19 protein-coding genes and 1 pseudogene are annotated in these 21,304 nt (G+C 37.5%); 2 read left to right on the top strand and 18 right to left on the bottom strand.

What is annotated here, in order from left to right:
• Positions 1-43: 43 nt before the first annotated feature.
• Together Y7E_RS33910 and Y7E_RS33900 are read right to left on the bottom strand one after the other, a co-directional pair.
• The gene (locus tag Y7E_RS33910) at positions 44-829 is read right to left on the bottom strand and encodes a SpaA isopeptide-forming pilin-related protein (protein WP_017153851.1); all 786 of its coding nucleotides are present in this window, start codon (positions 827-829) and stop codon (positions 44-46) included.
• Positions 783-3,641: a SpaA isopeptide-forming pilin-related protein gene (locus tag Y7E_RS33900; RefSeq protein ID WP_017153850.1), complete on the bottom strand. Its 2,859-nt coding sequence runs from the start codon at positions 3,639-3,641 to the stop codon at positions 783-785. The genes Y7E_RS33910 and Y7E_RS33900 overlap by 47 nt, the downstream gene beginning before the upstream one ends.
• Positions 3,642-3,971: 330 nt before the next feature.
• On the opposite strand from Y7E_RS33900, the gene mscL reads away from it, so the two are divergent.
• Positions 3,972-4,370 (top strand): large conductance mechanosensitive channel protein MscL, encoded by a 399-nt coding sequence (mscL, locus tag Y7E_RS0124490; protein WP_017153849.1) that lies wholly within the window; start codon positions 3,972-3,974, stop codon positions 4,368-4,370.
• A gap of 48 nt (positions 4,371-4,418) precedes the next feature.
• Here the strand turns inward: mscL and Y7E_RS0124485 are convergent, their stop codons facing one another.
• From Y7E_RS0124485 to Y7E_RS0124465, 5 genes are all read right to left on the bottom strand, one after another.
• Entirely contained in the window at positions 4,419-4,691 is a 273-nt protein-coding gene (locus Y7E_RS0124485; RefSeq protein WP_017153848.1) for a DUF3917 domain-containing protein, read from the bottom strand.
• A gap of 160 nt (positions 4,692-4,851) precedes the next feature.
• Positions 4,852-5,850 (bottom strand): catabolite control protein A, encoded by a 999-nt coding sequence (ccpA, locus tag Y7E_RS0124480; protein WP_017153847.1) that lies wholly within the window; start codon positions 5,848-5,850, stop codon positions 4,852-4,854.
• A 273-nt stretch (positions 5,851-6,123) separates the two neighbouring features.
• A complete protein-coding gene (locus Y7E_RS0124475) occupies positions 6,124-7,194 on the bottom strand; it encodes a bifunctional 3-deoxy-7-phosphoheptulonate synthase/chorismate mutase (protein ID WP_017153846.1) in 1,071 nt (356 codons plus the stop codon).
• Positions 7,195-7,488: 294 nt separating this feature from the next.
• A complete protein-coding gene (gene ytxJ / locus Y7E_RS0124470; RefSeq protein WP_017153845.1) occupies positions 7,489-7,815 on the bottom strand; it encodes a bacillithiol system redox-active protein YtxJ in 327 nt (108 codons plus the stop codon).
• A gap of 1 nt (position 7,816) precedes the next feature.
• Positions 7,817-8,365: a DUF948 domain-containing protein gene (locus tag Y7E_RS0124465; protein WP_017153844.1), complete on the bottom strand. Its 549-nt coding sequence runs from the start codon at positions 8,363-8,365 to the stop codon at positions 7,817-7,819.
• 142 nt (positions 8,366-8,507) lie between these two features.
• On the opposite strand from Y7E_RS0124465, the gene Y7E_RS0124460 reads away from it, so the two are divergent.
• Positions 8,508-9,623, top strand: coding sequence for an aminopeptidase (locus Y7E_RS0124460; protein ID WP_017153843.1), 1,116 nt, complete (start codon positions 8,508-8,510; stop codon positions 9,621-9,623).
• A gap of 88 nt (positions 9,624-9,711) precedes the next feature.
• On the opposite strand, the gene Y7E_RS0124455 is transcribed toward Y7E_RS0124460, so the two are convergent.
• From Y7E_RS0124455 to Y7E_RS0124405, 11 genes and pseudogenes are all read right to left on the bottom strand, one after another.
• Entirely contained in the window at positions 9,712-9,897 is a 186-nt protein-coding gene (locus tag Y7E_RS0124455) for a hypothetical protein (protein ID WP_017153842.1), read from the bottom strand.
• Positions 9,898-9,929: 32 nt separating this feature from the next.
• Positions 9,930-10,421 (bottom strand): GNAT family N-acetyltransferase, encoded by a 492-nt coding sequence (locus Y7E_RS0124450; RefSeq protein WP_017153841.1) that lies wholly within the window; start codon positions 10,419-10,421, stop codon positions 9,930-9,932.
• Positions 10,418-10,966 (bottom strand): GNAT family N-acetyltransferase, encoded by a 549-nt coding sequence (locus Y7E_RS0124445; RefSeq protein WP_017153840.1) that lies wholly within the window; start codon positions 10,964-10,966, stop codon positions 10,418-10,420. The genes Y7E_RS0124450 and Y7E_RS0124445 overlap by 4 nt, the downstream gene beginning before the upstream one ends.
• Positions 10,967-11,141: 175 nt before the next feature.
• Positions 11,142-12,452 (bottom strand): UDP-N-acetylmuramate--L-alanine ligase, encoded by a 1,311-nt coding sequence (gene murC / locus Y7E_RS0124440; protein WP_017153839.1) that lies wholly within the window; start codon positions 12,450-12,452, stop codon positions 11,142-11,144.
• A 251-nt stretch (positions 12,453-12,703) separates the two neighbouring features.
• Positions 12,704-13,822 (bottom strand): nicotinate phosphoribosyltransferase, encoded by a 1,119-nt coding sequence (locus Y7E_RS0124435; protein ID WP_017153838.1) that lies wholly within the window; start codon positions 13,820-13,822, stop codon positions 12,704-12,706.
• A 60-nt stretch (positions 13,823-13,882) separates the two neighbouring features.
• Positions 13,883-17,878 (bottom strand): DNA translocase FtsK, encoded by a 3,996-nt coding sequence (locus tag Y7E_RS0124430; protein WP_017153837.1) that lies wholly within the window; start codon positions 17,876-17,878, stop codon positions 13,883-13,885.
• 333 nt (positions 17,879-18,211) lie between these two features.
• Positions 18,212-18,530 (bottom strand): annotated as a pseudogene (locus Y7E_RS30320) (thiamine transporter).
• A gap of 341 nt (positions 18,531-18,871) precedes the next feature.
• Positions 18,872-19,486, bottom strand: a complete 615-nt coding sequence (ytpR, locus tag Y7E_RS0124420; RefSeq protein WP_017153836.1) for a YtpR family tRNA-binding protein — start codon at positions 19,484-19,486, stop codon at positions 18,872-18,874.
• Positions 19,483-20,295 (bottom strand): DUF1444 domain-containing protein, encoded by an 813-nt coding sequence (locus tag Y7E_RS0124415; protein ID WP_017153835.1) that lies wholly within the window; start codon positions 20,293-20,295, stop codon positions 19,483-19,485. The genes ytpR and Y7E_RS0124415 overlap by 4 nt, the downstream gene beginning before the upstream one ends.
• Positions 20,296-20,374: 79 nt before the next feature.
• Complete coding sequence (locus tag Y7E_RS0124410; RefSeq protein WP_000838194.1) at positions 20,375-20,689, bottom strand: thioredoxin family protein; 315 nt, start codon at positions 20,687-20,689, stop codon at positions 20,375-20,377.
• An 83-nt stretch (positions 20,690-20,772) separates the two neighbouring features.
• The gene (locus Y7E_RS0124405) at positions 20,773-21,282 is read right to left on the bottom strand and encodes a DUF84 family protein (RefSeq protein ID WP_026049339.1); all 510 of its coding nucleotides are present in this window, start codon (positions 21,280-21,282) and stop codon (positions 20,773-20,775) included.
• Between the last annotated feature and the right edge of the window lie 22 nt (positions 21,283-21,304).

The following is a 21,304-nucleotide window of genomic DNA, read 5'->3' as shown; positions in this document are numbered from 1 at the left end:
AACAACCACTCAGTCATAAAACTAAATGGTTGTTTTATTTTTGCTATGCGTTTTTACGTTTCATAAACAGTATCGAACCTACAGCTAGTAATAGTCCCCCAACTACAATAAAAATCCAATTTGAAAGATTTGAACCAGTAGCCGGTAATAATCCTCCTATTGTCGATTCTTTCTCTGCTTGTGATGATTCTTTCTCTACTTTTGATTGTGCCTGTTCTTTTGCTGGAAGATTGTTATCCAGATGTGTTGTTGTACCTGGTGTAACTACCTTTTCAGGTTTCTTTTTATCCTTTACAGTATGTTTAATAATTTCTCCATCTTGCCTAATTTCAAATGGGAATGTTTCTTCGTTAATCAAATACCCTTCTGGTGCAAATGTTTCTTTATACGTATATTTTCCATATGGTAATTTCTCAAATTTCGCAATTCCCTTTTCATTAGTTTTTCCTTTTACTACTTCTTTTCCTTGTTCATCGTAAATCGTAAACTCAGCTCCTGGAAGTTTGTTATTTCCATCTGCTACATCTACTTTTGTTATTTCTAGAGAGCCTGCAACCTTTTTATCTTGTACAACATGTTTAATAATTTCTCCATCTTGTTTAATTTCAAATGGGAACGTCTCTTCATTCAATACGTACCCTTCTGGTGCAAATGTTTCTTTATATGTATATTTTCCGTACGGTAATTTTTCAAATTTCGCAATTCCCTTTTCGTCAGTTTTCCCTTTTACTACTTTTTTTCCTTGTTCATCGTAAATCGTAAATTCAGCTCCTGGAAGTTTGTTATTTCCATCTCGTAAATTCAGCTCCTGGAAGTTTGTTATTTCCATCTGCTACATCTACTTTTGTTATCTCTAGAGAGCCTGTAACCTTTTTATCTTGTACGACATGTTTAATAATTTCTCCATCTTGTTTGATTTCAAATGGGAACGTCTCTTCATTCAATACGTACCCTTCTGGCGCAAATGTTTCTTTATATGTATATTTTCCGTACGGTAATTTTTCAAATTTCGCAATTCCCCTTTCGTCAGTTTCCCCTTTCACTACTTTTTTTCCTTGTTCATCGTAAATCGTAAATTCAGCTCCTGGAAGTTTGTTATTTCCATCCGCTACATCTACTTTTGTTATCTCTAGAGAGCCTGTAACCTTTTTATCTTGTACGACATGTTTAATAATTTCTCCATCTTGTTTGATTTCAAATGGGAACGTCTCTTCATTCAATACGTACCCTTCTGGCGCAAATGTTTCTTTATATGTATATTTTCCGTACGGTAATTTTTCAAATTTCGCAATTCCCCTTTCGTCAGTTTCCCCTTTCACTACTTTTTTTCCTTGTTCATCGTAAATCGTAAATTCAGCTCCTGGAAGTTTGTTATTTCCATCCGCCACATCTACTTTTATTATCTCTAGAGAGCCTGCAACCTTTTTATCTTGTACAACATGTTTAATAATTTCTCCATCTTGTTTGATTTCAAATGGGAACGTCTCTTCATTCAATACGTACCCTTCTGGTGCAAATGTTTCTTTATATGTATATTTTCCGTACGGTAATTTTTCAAATTTCGCAATTCCCTTTTCGTCAGTTTTCCCTTTTACTACTTTTTTTCCTTGTTCATCGTAAATCGTAAATTCAGCTCCTGGAAGTTTGTTATTTCCATCTGCTACATCTACTTTTGTTATCTCTAGAGAGCCTGTAACCTTTTTATCTTGTACGACATGTTTAATAATTTCTCCATCTTGTTTGATTTCAAATGGGAACGTCTCTTCATTCAATACGTACCCTTCTGGCGCAAATGTTTCTTTATATGTATATTTTCCGTACGGTAATTTTTCAAATTTCGCAATTCCCCTTTCGTCAGTTTCCCCTTTTACTACTTTTTTTCCTTGTTCATCGTAAATCGTAAATTCAGCTCCTGGAAGTTTGTTATTTCCATCTGCTACATCTACTTTTGTTATCTCTAGAGAGCCTGTAACCTTTTTATCTTGTACGACATGTTTAATAATTTCTCCATCTTGTTTGATTTCAAATGGGAACGTCTCTTCATTCAATACGTACCCTTCTGGCGCAAATGTTTCTTTATATGTATATTTTCCGTACGGTAATTTTTCAAATTTCGCAATTCCCCTTTCGTCAGTTTCCCCTTTCACTACTTTTTTTCCTTGTTCATCGTAAATCGTAAATTCAGCTCCTGGAAGTTTGTTATTTCCATCCGCTACATCTACTTTTGTTATCTCTAGAGAGCCTGTAACCTTTTTATCTTGTACAACATGTTTAATAATTTCTCCATCTTGTTTGATTTCAAATGGGAACGTCTCTTCATTCAATACGTACCCTTCTGGTGCAAATGTTTCTTTATACGTATATTTTCCATATGGTAATTTCTCAAATTTCGCAATTCCCTTTTCATCAGTTTTTCCTTTTACTACTTCTTTTCCTTGTTCATCGTAAATCGTAAACTCAGCACCTGGCAATTTATTGTTACCGCTCACAATATCTTCTTTTGTAATTTCAATACTTCCTTTAATTTGCTTGTTTACTACTTGTATCGTTCCTATTTCACCTGTTTTCACTTCAATCACTTGAGGCTGTTCACCTAATACATAACCAGTTGGAGCTTTTACTTCTTTTACAGTGTAAGTTCCTGTAGGAATATTGCTAAGCTCCGCGATTCCATTCGTATTTGTTGTAACTGTCCCTACAGACTCACCATTTGCATTAAATACTTCAAATACAGCCCCTGCTAAAACTTCATTATTTTCTCCGACTTTTTTCACTTTGAGAGAACCAGCAGCCTCCCAATTCACTGCAAGATCACCACTAATTTTCTCTTCATTTCGTTCTAATAGTACAGTTGCATTTTGAATTGTATCTGTACCCCGATATGCAATTGCTTGTATTTTTGTAAGGTTGGAAGTGACTTTTAAATTAAACTCACCTGTTTTGGTTGCTTTTGGAATTTGAATACGGAACTTCTCACCAAGAGCAAGTTGATCTTTCACTTCTCCATTTTCATTAACGATCTGCACCCCTTCTGGTGCATTACTTGTAGTAACTTTAAATGTACCATTTTTAGCATTTGTTTGAACGGTATATAAATTTGTTTCAAAATAGTCACCTTTTAATTCCGCTTTTTGCTTTTCCACTGGAATTACATTCATAGAAATATCTTGCGTTTCTTGACTATTATTTGCCGCTTTAATAATAACTTTAGCCGCATTTTCTACATTTTTATTCTCATGCTTTAATTCATTCACATCAAGCTGCCCTAATGCGTTCCACACTGCAAGCTGCGTTGCATAGTGTGCTTCTTGCCAATTCGATACGCCTAACTGTTCTGCACTTTTTTGTGGATAACCATTTAATAACACACGGTACACAATATTATCGGTTTTCCCCATTTCAGGTAGGTCTTGTCCACTTGGAGATTTAAGACCTAATGTTAAACAATATGCAATTTGGCCGTTAGCTGTTTTAATAACTTCAGTTCTAATATACTTACCTAATTGATTGCTATAGCTCCAGTTCATTGCATACTTCTCATGTGACATAACCTCTGCACTTGCTTTCGGTAACATCAAATTAAAAACTAGAGATAATACAGATAATAAAGCTAGTATTCTTACAACAAACTTTTTCCCCATACATGAAACCTCCCAATTCAACTCGAAATGCGTATCATTCAAATATTTAGAATAATAGCGACAAATCTATTTTTCATTATAAAGTGAAAAAACAGAAATTTTAACATATAATTGTTACATAATTGAGAATTCTTATTGAGAAATTTTAATTTAAATATGTCTTCTAATTAACTAATATATGATATCCTTATTGACAAAATAAACCGCATACATTTTTCAGAATTTACTTTCATTCCCATTTCCTCTTTATTTCTATCACAAACTTCTATAGAATATGTTGATAGGAATTATAAATTTTATACTGAATCGTGGAAAGGATGGGAATAACACATGTTGAACGAATTTAAGAAATTCGCCTTAAAAGGGAATGTAATGGACTTAGCTGTCGGGGTTGTAATCGGTGGTGCATTTGGTAAAATTGTTTCTTCGTTAGTAGCCGATGTTATTATGCCGTTGGTTGGATTACTACTTGGTGGAATAAACTTCAAGGGACTTTCCTTTACATTTGGAAAGGCTGTTGTAAAATATGGTGCATTTATTCAAACAGTTGTTGACTTCTTAATTATCGCTTTCTCCATCTTCTTATTTATCAAGCTATTCAACAAGCTAACAGCCAAAAAAGAAGTAGTAGAAGTAGAAGAAGTAGTAGAACCAACACAAGAAGAAGTACTTCTTGGCGAAATTCGCGACTTATTGAAACAACAAAACGCTTCAAAAGACAACGCGTAAATAGAACGGACAAAAGGCATGCCCTCGTGGGGCATGCCTTTTTATATTTCATAACGTTTCCGAATTCATATGAATGAACAAAATAATACCGGCAACCATTAATACCATAATAGAACCTGCAAATAATGTAATCGCAACAAATACGAAACTTGTGCTCAAATTCAATGAAATACTTTCAATAAAAATAGAAGTTACATACGTGATAAGGGCAATTCCTGCAAGAATACTTCCTGGAACAAAGCGCTTTAAGCCATTTTGTTTTAACGTCATATATGCAAAAAAAGCAGTCATACAAAGCGTAATTATCCAAAGAACGATCATCTCTTCCCCCCTCACAAGCCTTTTCTTTCTATTATACATGACATTGTGTAGTAATAGGGAAATTTGATTCTAGATCATGTACAATAAAGGGAAGAATGAAATATGTAGCGAACATGGATAATAAAAAACTCACAGCATCGCGCTGTGAGTTTTCCTATCCTTACTTCGTCGAATCTCTAAATTGGATTCGGTGAGGTAAGATAACTGTATGATCTTCTACTTTTTCTTTGTTCATGTATTTTGTTAATAGACGCATTGCTACTGCACCGATGTCATACATTGGTTGTACAACTGTTGAAAGCTGCGGGCGTACCATTAATGCAAGACGCGTATTGTCAAAGCCAAGCACTTCTACGTCTTCTGGTACGTTTAATCCAGCGTCTTGCGCTGCATGGATTACACCTAGTGCCATTTCATCTGAAGATACAAAGATGGCTGTTGGTTTTTGATCAAGTTCCCAAAGCTTTTCAAATGCTTCTAGACCTGAATCGTATGTGTAATCTCCGTCAATTACAAGATTTTCATCATAAGCGATACCAGCTTCTTCTAAAGCTTTTTTGTAACCTTTTAATTTTTTTGCGCTCCCAGCTTTGTCAATGTAAGGACCTGATACGAAACCGATACGCTTATGCCCTTGTTCTAAGAAATGCTTCATTGCATCATAAGCTGCTTGTGTATAATCGATATTTACTGATGATGTTTCATTTTCCTCATCAAATGATGCTGCTAACACGATTGGTACTGGAGACTTTTTAAACTCTTCTACATGCGTATCTGTAATATCTTCACCCATGAATACAATACCGTCCACTTGTTTACCAAGCATTGTATTTAATAAATGGAACTCTTTTTCTTTATTTTGGTCAGAGTTACTTAAAATAATGTTATATTTGTACATTGTTGCGATATCTTCGATTCCACGTGCAAGTTCTGCATAAAACGTATTAGAGATATCTGGAATAATAACACCTACTGTTGTTGTCTTTTTACTTGCTAATCCACGTGCTACCGCATTTGGGCGATACCCTAAACGATCAATTGCTTCTAATACTTTCTTTCTTGTTGTAGGCTTTACATTTGGATTACCGTTTACAACACGTGATACGGTTGCCATCGAAACGTTTGCTTCGCGCGCTACATCATAGATTGTTACGTTCATCTCTTCGCACACTCCTTCTATATTATGTTATCTATCTTTATGTATCGGTTCACTTAAATGAAAAAAAGACATCAACTCTACTTGAAGATGTCACTCCCGAGTCCTTTTACTAATGATACGATAAAAATGCAGGCTCATACAATATTTTCCCGCAAAAGTTTCGAAAAAATTCGCTTCTTTTCTTCTATTTTCGTATTTTTCATGTAAAAAAGGACATTTTCCGCAAAAAAGTCTATGCAACAAGTGCCGCATAGACTTTAAAATCTGTTCTGACTATCTATCGCGAAATGCTTTTAATTCTTTCATAAACTCATTGAATTCTGGAATATCCATCTGTTGTGCTGAATCTGATAACGCAACAGCCGGGTCTGGATGTACTTCAGCCATAACCGCATCAGCACCAATTGCCATCGCTGCTTTTGCAGTCGGTAATAAGAGGTCACGTCGTCCTGTAGAATGCGTTACATCCACTACGACAGGTAAATGTGTCTCTTTCTTCAAAATCGGCACAGCAGAAATATCTAGCGTATTACGCGTTGCCTTTTCATAAGTCCTGATGCCGCGCTCACATAAAATAATATCTCCGTTACCTTGTGCAATAATATATTCTGCCGCATACATAAATTCTTCAAGCGTTGCTGATAAACCACGTTTTAACAATACTGGCTTTTTCACTAATCCAGCAGCTTTGAGCAGTTCAAAGTTTTGCATATTACGAGCGCCGATTTGAATCACATCAACATAATCTAATGCCATTTCAATATCATTTGGATTTAAAATTTCACTAATAACCGCTAAATCATATTCATCCGCCACTTGTCGTAATATCTTCAAGCCTTCTAAACCAAGCCCTTGGAAATCATAAGGTGATGTACGAGGTTTAAATGCACCACCGCGCATAAGCTTTAAGCCTTGCGCTTTCATCGCTTCAGCAACTTGGCGCACTTGCTCATAACTTTCTACCGCACATGGTCCCATAATAAAGTGAGGATTGCCATCACCAATTTTTTCACCTTTTATATCAACAATTGTATCTTCTGATTTTTTCTTACGTGAAACAAGAAGCGCTTTACGGTGATCATCTTCTTGTAATTCTAAACCTGTTTTAAAAATTTGTTTAAAAAGATGTTGAAGAGTCGATGTTTCAAACGGCCCCTCATTCTTCTCAGCAATTAAATCCAGCATTTTTCGCTCACGTACAGGGTCAAATCGTTTCACACCTTGCACTTCTTTTAATTTACCAACTTCTTGTACAAGACGACCTCGTTCGTTTAATAACTCTAACATTTTCATGTTAATCTCATCAATTTGAGAACGTAAACGATCTAATTCTTGTGATGCCATAAGAAAGCCACCTCTTTCACGTTATATATAAAGATTACCTTATTATCATGGTTAAGATAATTTATTATATCCGATAGATGTCAGGTTGTCACATGATATACATTACAGTTGGAATCGTTCTCTTTCACTTAGACAAAATATACTCCCGCAGCTTTTTTATCGAAAAAAGCTTCCTAAAACTTTCACATTAAATTGGTGTTTTTTTGAAACAATTATACTCCCAAACAGACAACTCTCTACATATCTATTTCATAAAATCTAACAAAAGAAGCAAGCATATCCGCTTGCTCCTTCCTACTTCACATTCTCTTCTAAAGTTTGCTTCTTAATATTCCAATGGGATGTATGCCATACCGCTACCCCATCTTTTATGTATAGCACTTGCGGTGACTCATGTTTAATACCAAAATGCTCTGCAATACGATCCGATACATCTCTTGCATCTTGCACGTATAAATAATAAGCAGGCGCTTCTTTTACATCTTGACAATATGCCTCAAATTCCGCGTACGCTCCTTGGCTAATTGGACATGTTGTACTATGTTTAAAAAGAGTATATGGTTCCCCTGTTTCTAATAACGCTTCAAATTCTTCTATTGTTTCAATTTTAGTCATACTCATTTTATTCACCTCTCATACGGATTGGAAGTCTAGAGCGCTTCTCTTTCTTCTCCGCTTTCTCTAACTTCTTCTCTGCTTTTTCTAGCTTTTTTTCTTGTCTAGTAGCACGAAAATGATTATACACTTCAATTGCCACGCTACTCCATTGTACAACTTGCGCAACCTTGTCTGCATTATTTTCAATTTCATTCGTAACAGAATCCGATACATTACGAAGTTTCGTATTTAAAGAATGAATTGTCGTTCCAATTCCATCTACACCTTCTACTACTTTATTTAACGACTGGGATTTCTGTTGAATATCATCAGCTAATGCGTTCGTCTTATGTAATAATTGTTCTGTCTCTACGCTTATCCCTTGCATTTGCTTTTCTAAGCCTTCTAGTGTACTTGCAACGTTTTCTAACGTCTTCTGAACCGATAGTAACGTTCTACATGTGTACACCACCAATATAGCAAAAGCAATTGCAATTATGGCTGCACTTACGTATAAAAGAACTTGCATTTCATCACTTCCTTTATCTTTTTCATACTTTCCCCTATTATACAATCATTTTCCGTTTCGTTCTAACCCCTACTGCCTGGCGTTAATTTTCATACTTATTCGTCAACTTTAACATAAATCATTCAACAAATACCAGCAAGTAGGTTACAATATAGAAGGATACATAATTAGTAGGGAGGCTTTACATATGAAAGACCCACGTATTGAAAAGTTAGCACACAATTTAATTAACTATTCAATCCGCTTACAAAAAGGCGAAAAAGTATTGATTGAAAACTTTGGTCTGCAAAAAGAACTTGTAACTGCACTTGTAAAAGAAGCATATGCAGCTGGTGGTTTCCCATTCGTTTCATTGAAAGATCATCAAGTAGATCGCTCTTTATTAATGGGCGCTACTGAAGAGCACTTTGAGCAAATCGCTGCGTATGAAGCAAGCGTAATGAAAGATATGGATGCTTATATCGGTCTTCGCTCTGGCGATAACATTAACGAACAAGCCGACGTTCCAAGTGAACGTATGAAAATCCACGGTCAAACAGTTGGTAAAAAAGTACATAGAGACATCCGCGTTCCAAAGACTCGCTGGGTTGTTCTGCGCTATCCAAATGCATCTATGGCACAGCTTGCGAAAATGAGCACAGAAGCATTTGAAGACTTCTACTTCGAAGTATGTAACTTAGATTACGGTAAAATGGATAAAGCAATGGATAATCTTGTTGAACTGATGAACAAAACAGATAAAGTTCGCCTTGTTGGCCCTGGAACTGACTTAACATTCTCTATTAAAGATATTCCAGCTATAAAATGCTCTGGTCATTTAAACATTCCAGATGGTGAAGTATACTCTGCACCAGTTCGTGATTCTGTTAACGGTACAGTTTCTTATAACACGCCATCACCATATAACGGCTATACATTCGAAAACGTACAGCTTACATTTAAAAACGGTCAAATCGTTGAAGCAACTGCAAACGATACAGAACGCATCAACAAAATCTTTGATACAGATGAAGGTGCACGCTACGTTGGTGAATTCGCAATTGGCGTAAACCCATACATCTTACATCCAATGGGTGACATCCTATTTGATGAGAAAATCGACGGTAGCTTCCACTTTACACCTGGACAAGCTTACGACGATGCATGGAACGGCAACAATTCTAACATCCACTGGGATTTAGTATGCATCCAACGCCCTGAATACGGCGGTGGTGAAATTTACTTCGATGACGTATTAATCCGTAAAGATGGTCGCTTCATTGTACCTGAATTAGAAGCTTTAAATCCTGAGAACTTAAAATAAGTGAAGAAGAGCCCTCCTTTGATAGGAGAGCTCTTTTTTGATGTAGCATTTTGTCGAATCGCCGATATATAACGAGAAGCGATCGATATTATTTCTCCACCTTCTGCTCTTTACTTCGCGTTTGACGAAAATGATAATAAAACAAAAGTACAACTGCTAAAATGCCTACTCCTATCGACAAATACAACGGCCATCCCCAATGAATATGCCCTCTTACACAAACGACCAGTACCATCAATAATTCAAAACAAAATAACAGCCTAATATGCTTCATCACTCGCCCCCGTTATGCTTTGACATCTATTTTCACAAGTTATATCTATAAAATTTCTTATCTACTTGAAGCACCGGAAAACTCTTCGGCAACTCTTCCATCTTAATATTTTGAAATCCATTTTTCTCATAGAAACGATGTGCCGCTAGAAACTGTACCGTTGTACCAAGATAAATTCCTTCTAATCCTTTTTCATCCGCCCAGGAGATAGCTGTTTGCAGCAACATGCTTGCGGTATTCCACACCTTGCCCCGAAATTCTTTTTTGACAAACATTTTTCTTAAGGCTACTTGTTCATTTCCAATATCTAATAAGGCTACCGTCCCAACTACTTTCCCTTCATACGTTGCTACCCAGAAATTGCCGTTATCTCTTTGATAAAACTGCTCAATCTCTAGTAAGTCTGGCTGTTCTTCCTTTGTAATTGAAACGTTATATTCTTTTTGCTGGATGTGAACGATTAAATCAACTACTTCCGATTGGTACTTGCTTTCATATGTCTGAATACAAATCGTATCGCTCATCGAATCTCCTTCCATTCTGAAGCTAGTAAACTATACACCGCAAGATCATGGAAATGGTCATATAACCATTCTTCATCTCGCAAAATACCGTCTAACTTGAAGCCAAGTCGTTCTGGAATCGCACGACTCTTCTCATTTTCTACACCGCAACGAATTTCAATTTTATTCAGTTTCAAATCTTCAAATGCATAGCGAAGCACCGCTTTCACACTTCGCGTCATAATTCCTTTTCCGCCAGCATCTTCTGCCAGGTAGTATCCAAGACTCGTCGCTTTCTTTCCCCAGCTCACTTCATGAATCCCTACCATTCCAACAAGTTTTCCTTTATAACGGATGCCAGTTTCAAAACCGCTTCCATCTGCAAATTTCTTCAGCCACATCGGAAAAATTTCGTCATATGCATCAGCTGATTTTGTACCATCTACCCACGGAAGCCATCTTTTTAAATGATCCCTGTTCTGATCTACTAATTGATACAACTCTTTTTTATGATGCTTTTCTAGTAATTGAAGTTCGATTTCATCATCGACGCGAAGTGTGAACATTTCTCCATCCCCTTTTTTCTTATTATTCTAACATTTTAAGGTGGAAAATGTTAAATATTCATGCTTTCTTATTGCAACAGCAATACAAAAACAACATACGCCATCAATATATCGGCGATTCGATACGGAAACAAACAAAAAGACGCACAGCCACCGCTGCACGTCTTTTTGTTTATTACTTCTCCGCAACTTGCACTTCTTTTACGTAAGCTGCTTCGAATTTTTGGATGTCACCTGCACCCATGAAAATAAGAACGCCAGTTTTATGTTTCTTTAATACATCCGTTGTTGTATCTGTAATCAATTCTGCACCATCAATGCGTTGTTGCAAGTCTTGAATCGTTAAGTCACCTTTGTTTTCACGTGCTGATCCGAAAATATCACATAGGTATACCTGATCAGCCTTGCTTAGGCTTTCCGCAAACTCATCTAAGAATTTTTCCGTACGTGAGAATGTATGAGGCTGGAATACAGCGACAATTTCACGATCTGGATGCTTTTGACGAGCCGCTTCAATCGTTGCATTAATTTCTGTCGGATGGTGTGCATAATCATCGATGATGACCTGCTCTCCCATCGGTTTTTCATTAAAGCGACGTTTTACGCCTCCAAACGTTGTTAATTGATGTTTTACTGCTTCTACATCAACATTTTCATAATGGCAAAGTGCAATAACTGCTAATGCATTTAATACGCTATGATTGCCGTATCCTGTAATTTTGAACGTTTCATAATACGTATTACGAACGAATACATCAAATACAGTGCCATCTGTTCTCTTTTGAATGTTACGAGCTTGGAAATCGTTATCTTCACCAAATCCATAGAAAATAACAGGTACTTTCGCTTGAATTTTTTGAAGTTCTTCATCATCACCACATGCAATAATTCCTTTTTTCACTTGAAGTGCCATCTCTTGAAATGCACTAAATACATCATTAATATCTGTAAAATAATCTGGATGGTCAAAATCAATATTTGTCATAATTGCATAGTCTGGATAGTAAGACAAGAAATGACGACGATACTCACATGCCTCAAACACAAAATACTTACTATTTTCTACCCCATGCCCTGTTCCATCTCCAATAAGGTAAGACGTTGGGTGTGCACCTTGCATTACATGGGCTAACAAACCAGTTGTTGATGTTTTTCCATGTGCACCTGTGACAGCAACACTTGTATACTTACTCATAAGATCCCCTAAAAAGTGATGATAACGGTGTACTGGGATATTTAACTCTTTCGCTGCTACAATCTCTTCATGCGTATCAGGGAACGCATTTCCTGCGATAATCACTTGTCCTTCTTTTACATTGTTTTTATCAAAAGGAAGGATGGAGATACCACGCTTTTCCAATGCTGTTTGTGTAAAGAAACGCTTTTCAAAATCAGAACCTTGAACAGTATGCTTCATGTCATGAAGAATTTGTGCTAATGAACTCATTCCTGTTCCTTTAATTCCTACAAAATGGTAAACTGTCATCTTAAAGAACCTCCAACATTTCGAACTAATACAACGGCCTATCTATAAGACAGTATATGAATCTTTTCTTATTTTGGTAATCATCATACATTTCCGATACAGCGGAACTTTCATCAGCTCTCGCCAATCAGGATAAACACGTACGTACTTCTTTTATGTCCATAACAAAACCATTATAGCAAAAAACAATCCGTTATACTATGATAACAGAAAAACTGATAGGGTCAATTCCCTATCAGTTTTTCTGTTTCCTACATATCTTCTCTTTTTTCTAATTGAACACGCTCTAAACGTGGGTTTGGACGATATTTACGTCCAGCCTTCGCTTCTGGTTTTCCATTTAATTCTACATTATCACCTGTAAAACCAATGTTCATTTTTAATAAACTGCTTCCTACCCCGTATAGATCTACAGGAACATTTTGCGCTTCAAATTCACGAATACGTTTTTCATCAAACCCACCAGTGACAACAATATCTACGTGCTCAAATCCTTCCTCATCGAGCGCTTTACGAAGAGCGAAAACAAGTGATGGATTGACACCACGTGGGTCAAACGTTCCAAGTACTTCTGGATGACGAATGAAATATTGATCAATCATTGTACGTGATGTATCAATACGTACACCTTTTAATTCTGGACCAAATTCGCGTGCAACGCGAAGCCCATCTGTAATAACATCATTGTTATAGTCAATCAGTACAACGAGATCATCCTCTGGAAACTTTTTGTAGTATGCTTTCGCAGCTTCTACAACATCACCATTAAACATTTGAATTAATGCATGAGGCATTGTCCCCATTCCACTCTTGCCCCACCATTCATTCATTGCATGCGTTGCTTGTGCACTCATGCCACCGATATACGCAGCATACCCATCACCAGCTTGCTGTGTATAATGATCATCACGGTCTCCCATGAAAATAACAGGTTTTGCTTTTTCACCGCTACGAGCAGCTTGTACAACGTTATATACATTTGTTGCAACAGATGTACGACGAGCTAAGATCCCATCGATTACACCTTCTAAAAACCCGAAATATTCATAAGGCCCCGTAATTGTTAAAACTGTTTCAAATGGATTAATATTGTCCCCATCCTTTAAAGAATGAATTTCAAGTTCTTCAGGATGTGTAGCGAATGTTTGTAACAATGCTAATACTTCATCTGTTCCACAAAGTACCGCATGTTCTTTTTGGAAAAATTGCATTGTCACAACACTTTTTGGGCGAAATTCTTGAATAATGTCACGAGTTTTTAAAAAGTAAACGGCAGAGAACCAGCCTTCCCCAACTCGTTCATCAAATTTAAATGTTTTATTTGTTAGTCGATTGATTTCACCTTTTAATTTTAATTCAATTTCTTTCATGTCGTTTACTCCCTACTTTACTATCCAACATTTTCTCTTAGTATACAGCAAAACCGCTTCCTATACATTCGTTTCCTGCATAGCAGCAAACTCATCCTCTGAAATAAGGACATCCCTCGGTTTTGTTCCCCGTGCTTCAGAAATAATTCCTTGTGCTTCCATCTCTTCAATAAGACGTGCCGCACGATTATAACCGATGCGGAATTTTCTCTGTACAGAAGATGTGGACGCTCCCCCTTGTTCTACAACAAATTGACATGCATCAAAAAACAGTTCATCTTCGGCTTCATGTTGCTCTGTTTTCGCCAATAAATCTTCTTGCTTAAATAAATAGTTCGGTTTCATTTGCTTTTTCACATGTTCAACTGTTTTTTCAATTTCATCATCCGATACGTATACACCTTGCACACGAACCGCTTTTGACGTACCGTTTCCTAAAAATAGCATATCACCGCGGCCAAGTAATTTTTCTGCTCCTCCAATGTCAATGATTGTACGTGAATCGACTTGAGAGGATACTGTAAACGCAATACGCGTTGGAATATTAGATTTAATTAATCCTGTAATAACATCTACAGATGGACGCTGCGTTGCGACTAATAGATGGATACCACAAGCACGTGCCTTTTGAGCAATACGGCAAATTGCTTCCTCAACATCACCGGGAGCAACCATCATTAAATCAGCTAACTCATCAATTACAATGACGATATATGGCAATGTCTCACCTGGAACTTCCTGCCCGCTCACAATTGTATTATAACGATTTAAATCACGTGCACCAGCATGCGCGAACAATTCATAACGGCGTTCCATCTCTTCTACAGCCCATTTTAACGCTGCTGTAGCTGCTTTCACATCTGTAATAACAGGTGCAACAAGATGCGGAACAGAATTATATGGTGCAAGCTCAACCATTTTCGGGTCAATCAACATCAGCTTCACTTCATGCGGTTTTGCTTTATATAAAATGCTCGTTAAAATCGCGTTAATGCACACACTTTTCCCTGAACCAGTCGCGCCAGCGATCAGTCCATGTGGCATCTTCCTGATATCCGTTACAATTGGTTCTCCAGAAATATCAAGTCCAAGCGCAACTGTAAGCGGTGATTCACTCTTCGTGAACACAGGACTTCTCAAGATCTCCCTTAGAAATACCGGCTTACTCTCTTTATTCGGAACCTCAATTCCGATGGCGCTTTTCCCTGGAATTGGTGCTTCAATTCGAATATCTTTTGCAGCTAAACTCAGCTTAATATCATCGCTTAAGTTTGTAATTTTATTTACCTTCACACCTGGATCAGGTTGTACTTCAAAACGAGTTACAGCCGGTCCTTGTGAAACATTGATAACATGAGCCCCAACATGGAAATTATCAAATGTTGTATCTAATAATTCTTTCTGTTCCTCTAACCAGCTTGTATTATCAAATGATGTCTGACTCGGGATTGTCAACAATGTTAATGGTGGCATAGCATATTCAGGCGGTGTTTGCAGTACGTTACGCATATCATTCTCTCTTTTGGCTACAACGTATGCTTTTTCTTGTACCCCTTCATTTGCAACAGGTACTTTTACTTCTATTTGCTGTACTGGCTTCTCTGTTACTTGAGTTTCCACTACAACTCGCTCTACTGGTCTCTCTTCTTCTCGAGTTTCCACTACAACTCGCTCTACTGGTCTCTCTTCTTCTCGAGTTTCCACTACAACTCGCTCTACTGGTCTCTCTTCTTCTCGAGTTTCCACTACAACTCGCTCTACTGGTCTCTCTTCTTCTCGAGTTTCCACTACAACTCGCTCTACTGGTCTCTCTTCTTCTCGAGTTTCCACTACAACTCGCTCTACTGGTCTCTCTTCTTCTCGAGTTTCCACTACAACTCGCTCTACTGGTCTCTCTTCTTCTCGAGTTTCCACTACAACTCGCTCTACTGGTCTCTCTTCTTCTCGAGTTTCCACTACAACTCGCTCTACTGGTCTCTCTTCTTCTCGAGTTTCCACTACAACTCGCTCTACTGGTCTCTCTTCTTCTCGAGTTTCCACTACAACTCGCTCTACTGGTCTCTCTTCTTCTCGAGTTTCCACTACAACTCGCTCTACTGGTCTCTCTTCTTCTCGAGTTTCCACTACAACTCGCTCTACTGGTCTCTCTTCTTCTCGAGTTTCCACTACAACTCGCTCTACTGGTCTCTCTTCTTCTCGAGTTTCCACTACAACTCGCTCTACTGGTCTCTCTTCTTCTCGAGTTTCCACTACAACTTGCTGTGCTGCTCTCTCTTCTTCTCGAGTTTCCACTACAACTTGCTCTACTGGTCTCTCTTCTTCTCGAGTTTCCACTACAACTTGCTGTGCTGTTTGCCCTTTTTCTTGTGGTGCTTCTTTCACTTGTTGTACAGGCTGCTCGTTCACTTTCGGTGTTTCTTCAGCTTGTTTTACAGGAGCTTGCGGTGTTTGCATTCTAACCGCATGCCTCTCCATCAATTTTCTTCTATCTTGTTTTAACATCACAACATTAAACGGCACATGACGCTTTTTCTCACGCTTCGGTTCTTCTTTTTGCTTAACAGGCTGTTCCAAAGCAACTTCTTGCTTTTCTTCTGCCTCTTCGATTAATACATTTGCAAAGTTTTGAACTGATTCTTTCGTATGCTCGTCTGCTGCTGAAGATGTTCCTGAAACAACTTTTTCTGTTTTAGAAACAAAATTCTCTTGCTCTGCCGTTTTTTCAACTACTACTTGAGCCGTTCCTTCTGCAGACTCTTTCGTTGTTTCAACAACATTTACTTCTTCAAATGTTTCGGCTACTTCGGCAACTGGTATTTCTTCAGCTTCTTCCACCGCTTCAACTTCCAGCGTTGTTTCTTCAGCTTCTTCCACTGATTCAACTTCCAGTGTTGTTTCTTCAGCTTCTTCCACTGATTCAACTTCCAGTGTTGTTTCTTCAGTTTCTTCAGCTTCTTCCACCGCTTCAACTTCCAGTGCTGTTTCTTTAACCTCTTCAGCTGTTTCCTCCACTACTTCAACAACATTTTCTTCTAAAGTAGTTTTCTCCACTAGCTGTTCTTCTTCTATTTCTCTCTTATATTCATTTTCTTCCGTTGACGTTATATCCATGTTCTCTACAGTAGAATCTAATAATTCACCTTGTAGAGATTCTTCATTTCCTCCGTTATCATATTCTGATAACACCACTACATCTGGTTCTTGCTCAAATACCTGTACAGTTTCAACAGTATGCTCTTCTTTCTTATTATCCTGTCCAACTGATTTATGTAACAAGCCATCAGTTACAAATGAACGAGAGTCTGAAGTGACATCTACCTTTTCTTGCTCCTCTAACGAAGTAAGTGAGCGTTCGGAATCGTAACCATTTTTCTCTAACCACTGATCAACAACGGACTTTTCCTCTTTTTTGCTTTCTTGTTGTTGATTATGATCTAGATCTTTCTCCTGCTTCTCAGAAGGAGTAAAGGATTCATCTGAAAAATTCGCAAGGGAGTATCCTTTTTTCTCTAGCCAAGCATCGACGACAGATTTTCCTTCAACCGATATTTCAAGATCTTCCCGCCCTTTTTCTTCTACCTTAACTTCTTGTTTCTCCACAGACGGACGTTTATATCCAAAGATAGGCGAAATCATTTCTGTTGGGCGAAATGGTCTTCGATTGCTTTCTTGTGCTGGCACAGATTTTTTTGACATGAAAGGCTCTGGCTCAATTTCTCGTTCAATTTGTTGAGGGACAAATGTATGAGCTGGTTTTTTTTCTACATAGCTTGGCCTGCGTCTCTCCATCTGCGTTACTCTTGGCAGAGGCTGCTGCTCAACATGTGTTGATTCTTCCACGTTCTCCTCATCAAATCCATCATCAGGTATTAACGGAAAGCGGCATTTCACACCTGAATTCCGACTAGCCATTTGTGCTTCTCTTGCTTCAGTGTAGTGGTTAACACGAGGAATTTTCGGCTTACTTTCAGTGTTCTTCGGTACTTCTTTATTCATCGCTGTTTTTTCTTCCTGATGTTCCTCTTTGTTAAACAGCTTTTTCATCCAATCTAACATGCTTACCACTCTTTCTACTAAATAGTAACATCCTTTATTGTATCAGCATTCGGCAAAAAGTGCAGGTAAAATTACGCTCTTGTATTTTGTCCACATATTCAAATTTTCAGTAAGTACAATAGATTCTCAACATATAAGTCGCGGCTATAAACACAAAAGAGGACCTCCTCTCTCCTTCTCCCTTTGTTTTAAACCCGGCAGGCCCTGACCGCTTCTATGCATGACCGGATGCTCTCTACCACTTTTAAAGAAAGGTTTTATGTCGGTTTTTCACTTTGTATTTATATAAAAACACTCTAATTTCCTTTTAATTGTTTCATAATCTCATTCATGCTATATGCCTATACAAATCGGCTCCCATATTTCTGATCCTTTTTCTGCTGTGTATATCGGATAAAGTGGATCATCTATATCAACAAAGATAGGATCCCCATATCTGTATCATATCCAATCACAACCCAGCTCTCTTCCCAATCTCCCTTTTTTCACTAATGAGTAAATTTTTATTTTTATCATATCGATATCCAATTTGTCTCTTTTCTAATTCCTTTTCATGAAATAAATATATTTCAAATGATTGTAATTCAATATCATGTTTCTTCGAAGTTTCGATAAGCCCTAGAAGCTCTTTTATTTTTGGATGTTGTCTCATGCGTCCCTATCCCCTTCTGCATTTTCCGAATTTTAACTAATTTGTTTTTGAAATACAATATGTTTTTTTGAGAAAAGCGTTACAATCCAAGGACATTTAAGCAAAAAAAATAGCCTCATTCTATCATGAGACCACTTCTTCTATATAAATACATTTTGATTTGCAGGCGTATAAGTCACCGCTATGAAAACAAAAGGTGACCTGCACTCCTTTTCTCTCTTTATTTTAACTTGGCATGGGGCAGGAAGAGGATCTGACCGCTTCTATGCATGGCCAGATGCTCTCTACCACCTTAAAAGAAAGGTTTTATGTCGGTTTTTCACTTTGTACTTATATATCAATTAAAACTTAAATTCTTGTCCAACTTCATAGCTATCTTCTAATACAAGAATACCTTTTTCCTGCGGAGCATCTGGAAGCTCTAATTCACGTGCAGAGCAAAGCATACCAGAAGATGGAGTGCCGCGAAGCTCAGCTGGTTTAATTAACATACCACTTGGCATTACAGCACCGATTTTTGCAACAACAACTTTTTGTCCTGCTTCAACGTTTGGTGCACCGCATACGATTTGCAGTGTATCTGTACCAATTTCTACTTTACAAATGCTTAATTTATCAGCATTTGGATGCTTTTCTTTTTCAGCTACATAGCCAACAACAAATTTCGGCGTGAGGTCTGCTTCTACCTTTTCCTCAAAACCATTCTCCGCTAAGATTTCATTGATTTTTTCAACAAGCTCTTTTGTTAAAGTAATATTTCCTGTTTCCTTTACTTCTACATACGATGACGCATTAAAGATGTTAAATCCTCCTGTTACGTTGCTTTCACGATCATAAACGCGAGCAACATCTCCTTTGCGATCAAATGTACGGTTTTCTAATGTAATATCTTGTAAGGCAACGATTAATGTGTCGCCAATCCCTTCAAGGTTGTAAAAAACGTTCACTATGTTCATCCTTTCTCTTTTTCATCTGTCTTCTTCCGATTTTTCGCTAAAATAAAGATCGGTTCAAAGTCCCCATCTTCATATACAAATGAAAGTGATGTAATCGGAACATGACCTTCAGCAAAAAATTTCATTGTCATTTGTGCAATAATATCATAACCGATTTCGTTCACGATATCAGCAATAATTAAAACATCTTGGTGCGGAACAGCCACCACCATGTCGCCTGAAATCTTGTCACGCATCGATTGTAATAGCGATTCATTTAAAATACGACTCGCATCATATCCATCATTTGTGTTTAAGAAATAAAATGTATTCCCAGCCACTTGATCTTGTTTAAATGTATGGCTTAATGAACGTACATTAAATAATGCCATTTCACGTACTTGTTGCTCTGTAAGCCCTAGCTTTTGTAATAAACGCTCATCAATTAATCGATATGTGTTATTAGAATCTAAGGCATAATAAATGCGCGTTTCTGCTGTATGATCCGTCATTAAAAATGGATTATCTTCTTCCGCTTGTTTCGGGAAAGAAGTAGAGCGAATAACCGGCAGAATCTTTGCTGCACTGCTTTCTTCTTTATGCATCGCAACTAGCGCCTCTTGCACGTAATAGACAACATCATCAATCGCCGCTTCTTTTTTCACTTCCCATTTCGCTACAACTCCTGGGAGCGAAACGTTAATACCTTTTTTCGTATCCTTTTGTTCAATGCGAAGTACATCTTTTTCACTATCATAATGAAATTCCCATTCTGGACGAGCCAATCTAGTCATTAACTCTTCTTTCATTTTTTTACTTGTCATTTTCATTTTGTTTTCCTCCCTTCCAAAAAAATAACCTCCCCCGCGAAGGTAGAGGTTGTTTTTACAATTTAATTGGCTAATCGCCTTATTTTAACCCTTCAATAAACGCTTCAATTTGTTCTTGTGTTTTACGATCTTTGTTTACATAGCGTCCAGTTTCTTCACCTTTATTGTACGCTACAAAGCTAGGAATGCCAAATACGTCTAGTTTTACACATAGATCAATAAATTCATCACGATCTACATAGTAAAAAGAGAAATCACTATATTTCTCTTCTACTTCTGGCATAAATGGATCAACAAAACGGCAATCTGGGCACCATTCTGCTGAGAACATAAAAATGACTTTCTCTTCATTTTTTAACGTTTGGAATTGTTCCATGCTTTCTAATGATTTCATCTATATTTCCTCCTCTAACGAAGTGTATCTTTTCATACTATAATCTTCTTTTATACTACCATACATCACACACGGTGCAAGATTTATGCTTGTTTTTCGTCATACTTATATTGCCCAACTAATAGCTTTACAACATGTACAAATAACCCTGTGCGATCCACATAATGATCTGTGAAGATTCCGATTGCACCTTCATGACTACGAATATCTTTCCGCTTCACGAACGCCTCCATTACTTCACTTAGCTCTTTTCCATCTTCAAGAGGAGCAAGAAAATCATCAGGCAACTTAATACGTGCCCCGCCCGCTACAAATATTTTGCCTGTACCCGTTGCTAAAGCTCCCCAGTTACACATAAACAAGCCGTGCTCTGTTTTCATTACGCCTCCTTCTAGTCCGATACCAATGTCAGCTTGCTCTTTCTCTAGCACTCGCTTTGCTCTATTGATTGCGCCTTGCATCGTTTCTTCATCAGAAAATGGTTGCGCTGCGACTCCTGAAGGAACTGGGGCACAAGTAATATTCACCTCTTTCCATACTTCTTGTACAGCTCCTACTTTTGTTTGATTTTTCGATCCAACTGCTACTTTCATATTATTCACCTCTATATAAAAT

It is taken from the genome of Bacillus bingmayongensis (assembly GCF_000299035.1).
In the GTDB taxonomy this organism is placed as follows: domain Bacteria; phylum Bacillota; class Bacilli; order Bacillales; family Bacillaceae_G; genus Bacillus_A; species Bacillus_A bingmayongensis.
This window is presented reverse-complemented; position numbering and strand designations above follow the sequence as displayed.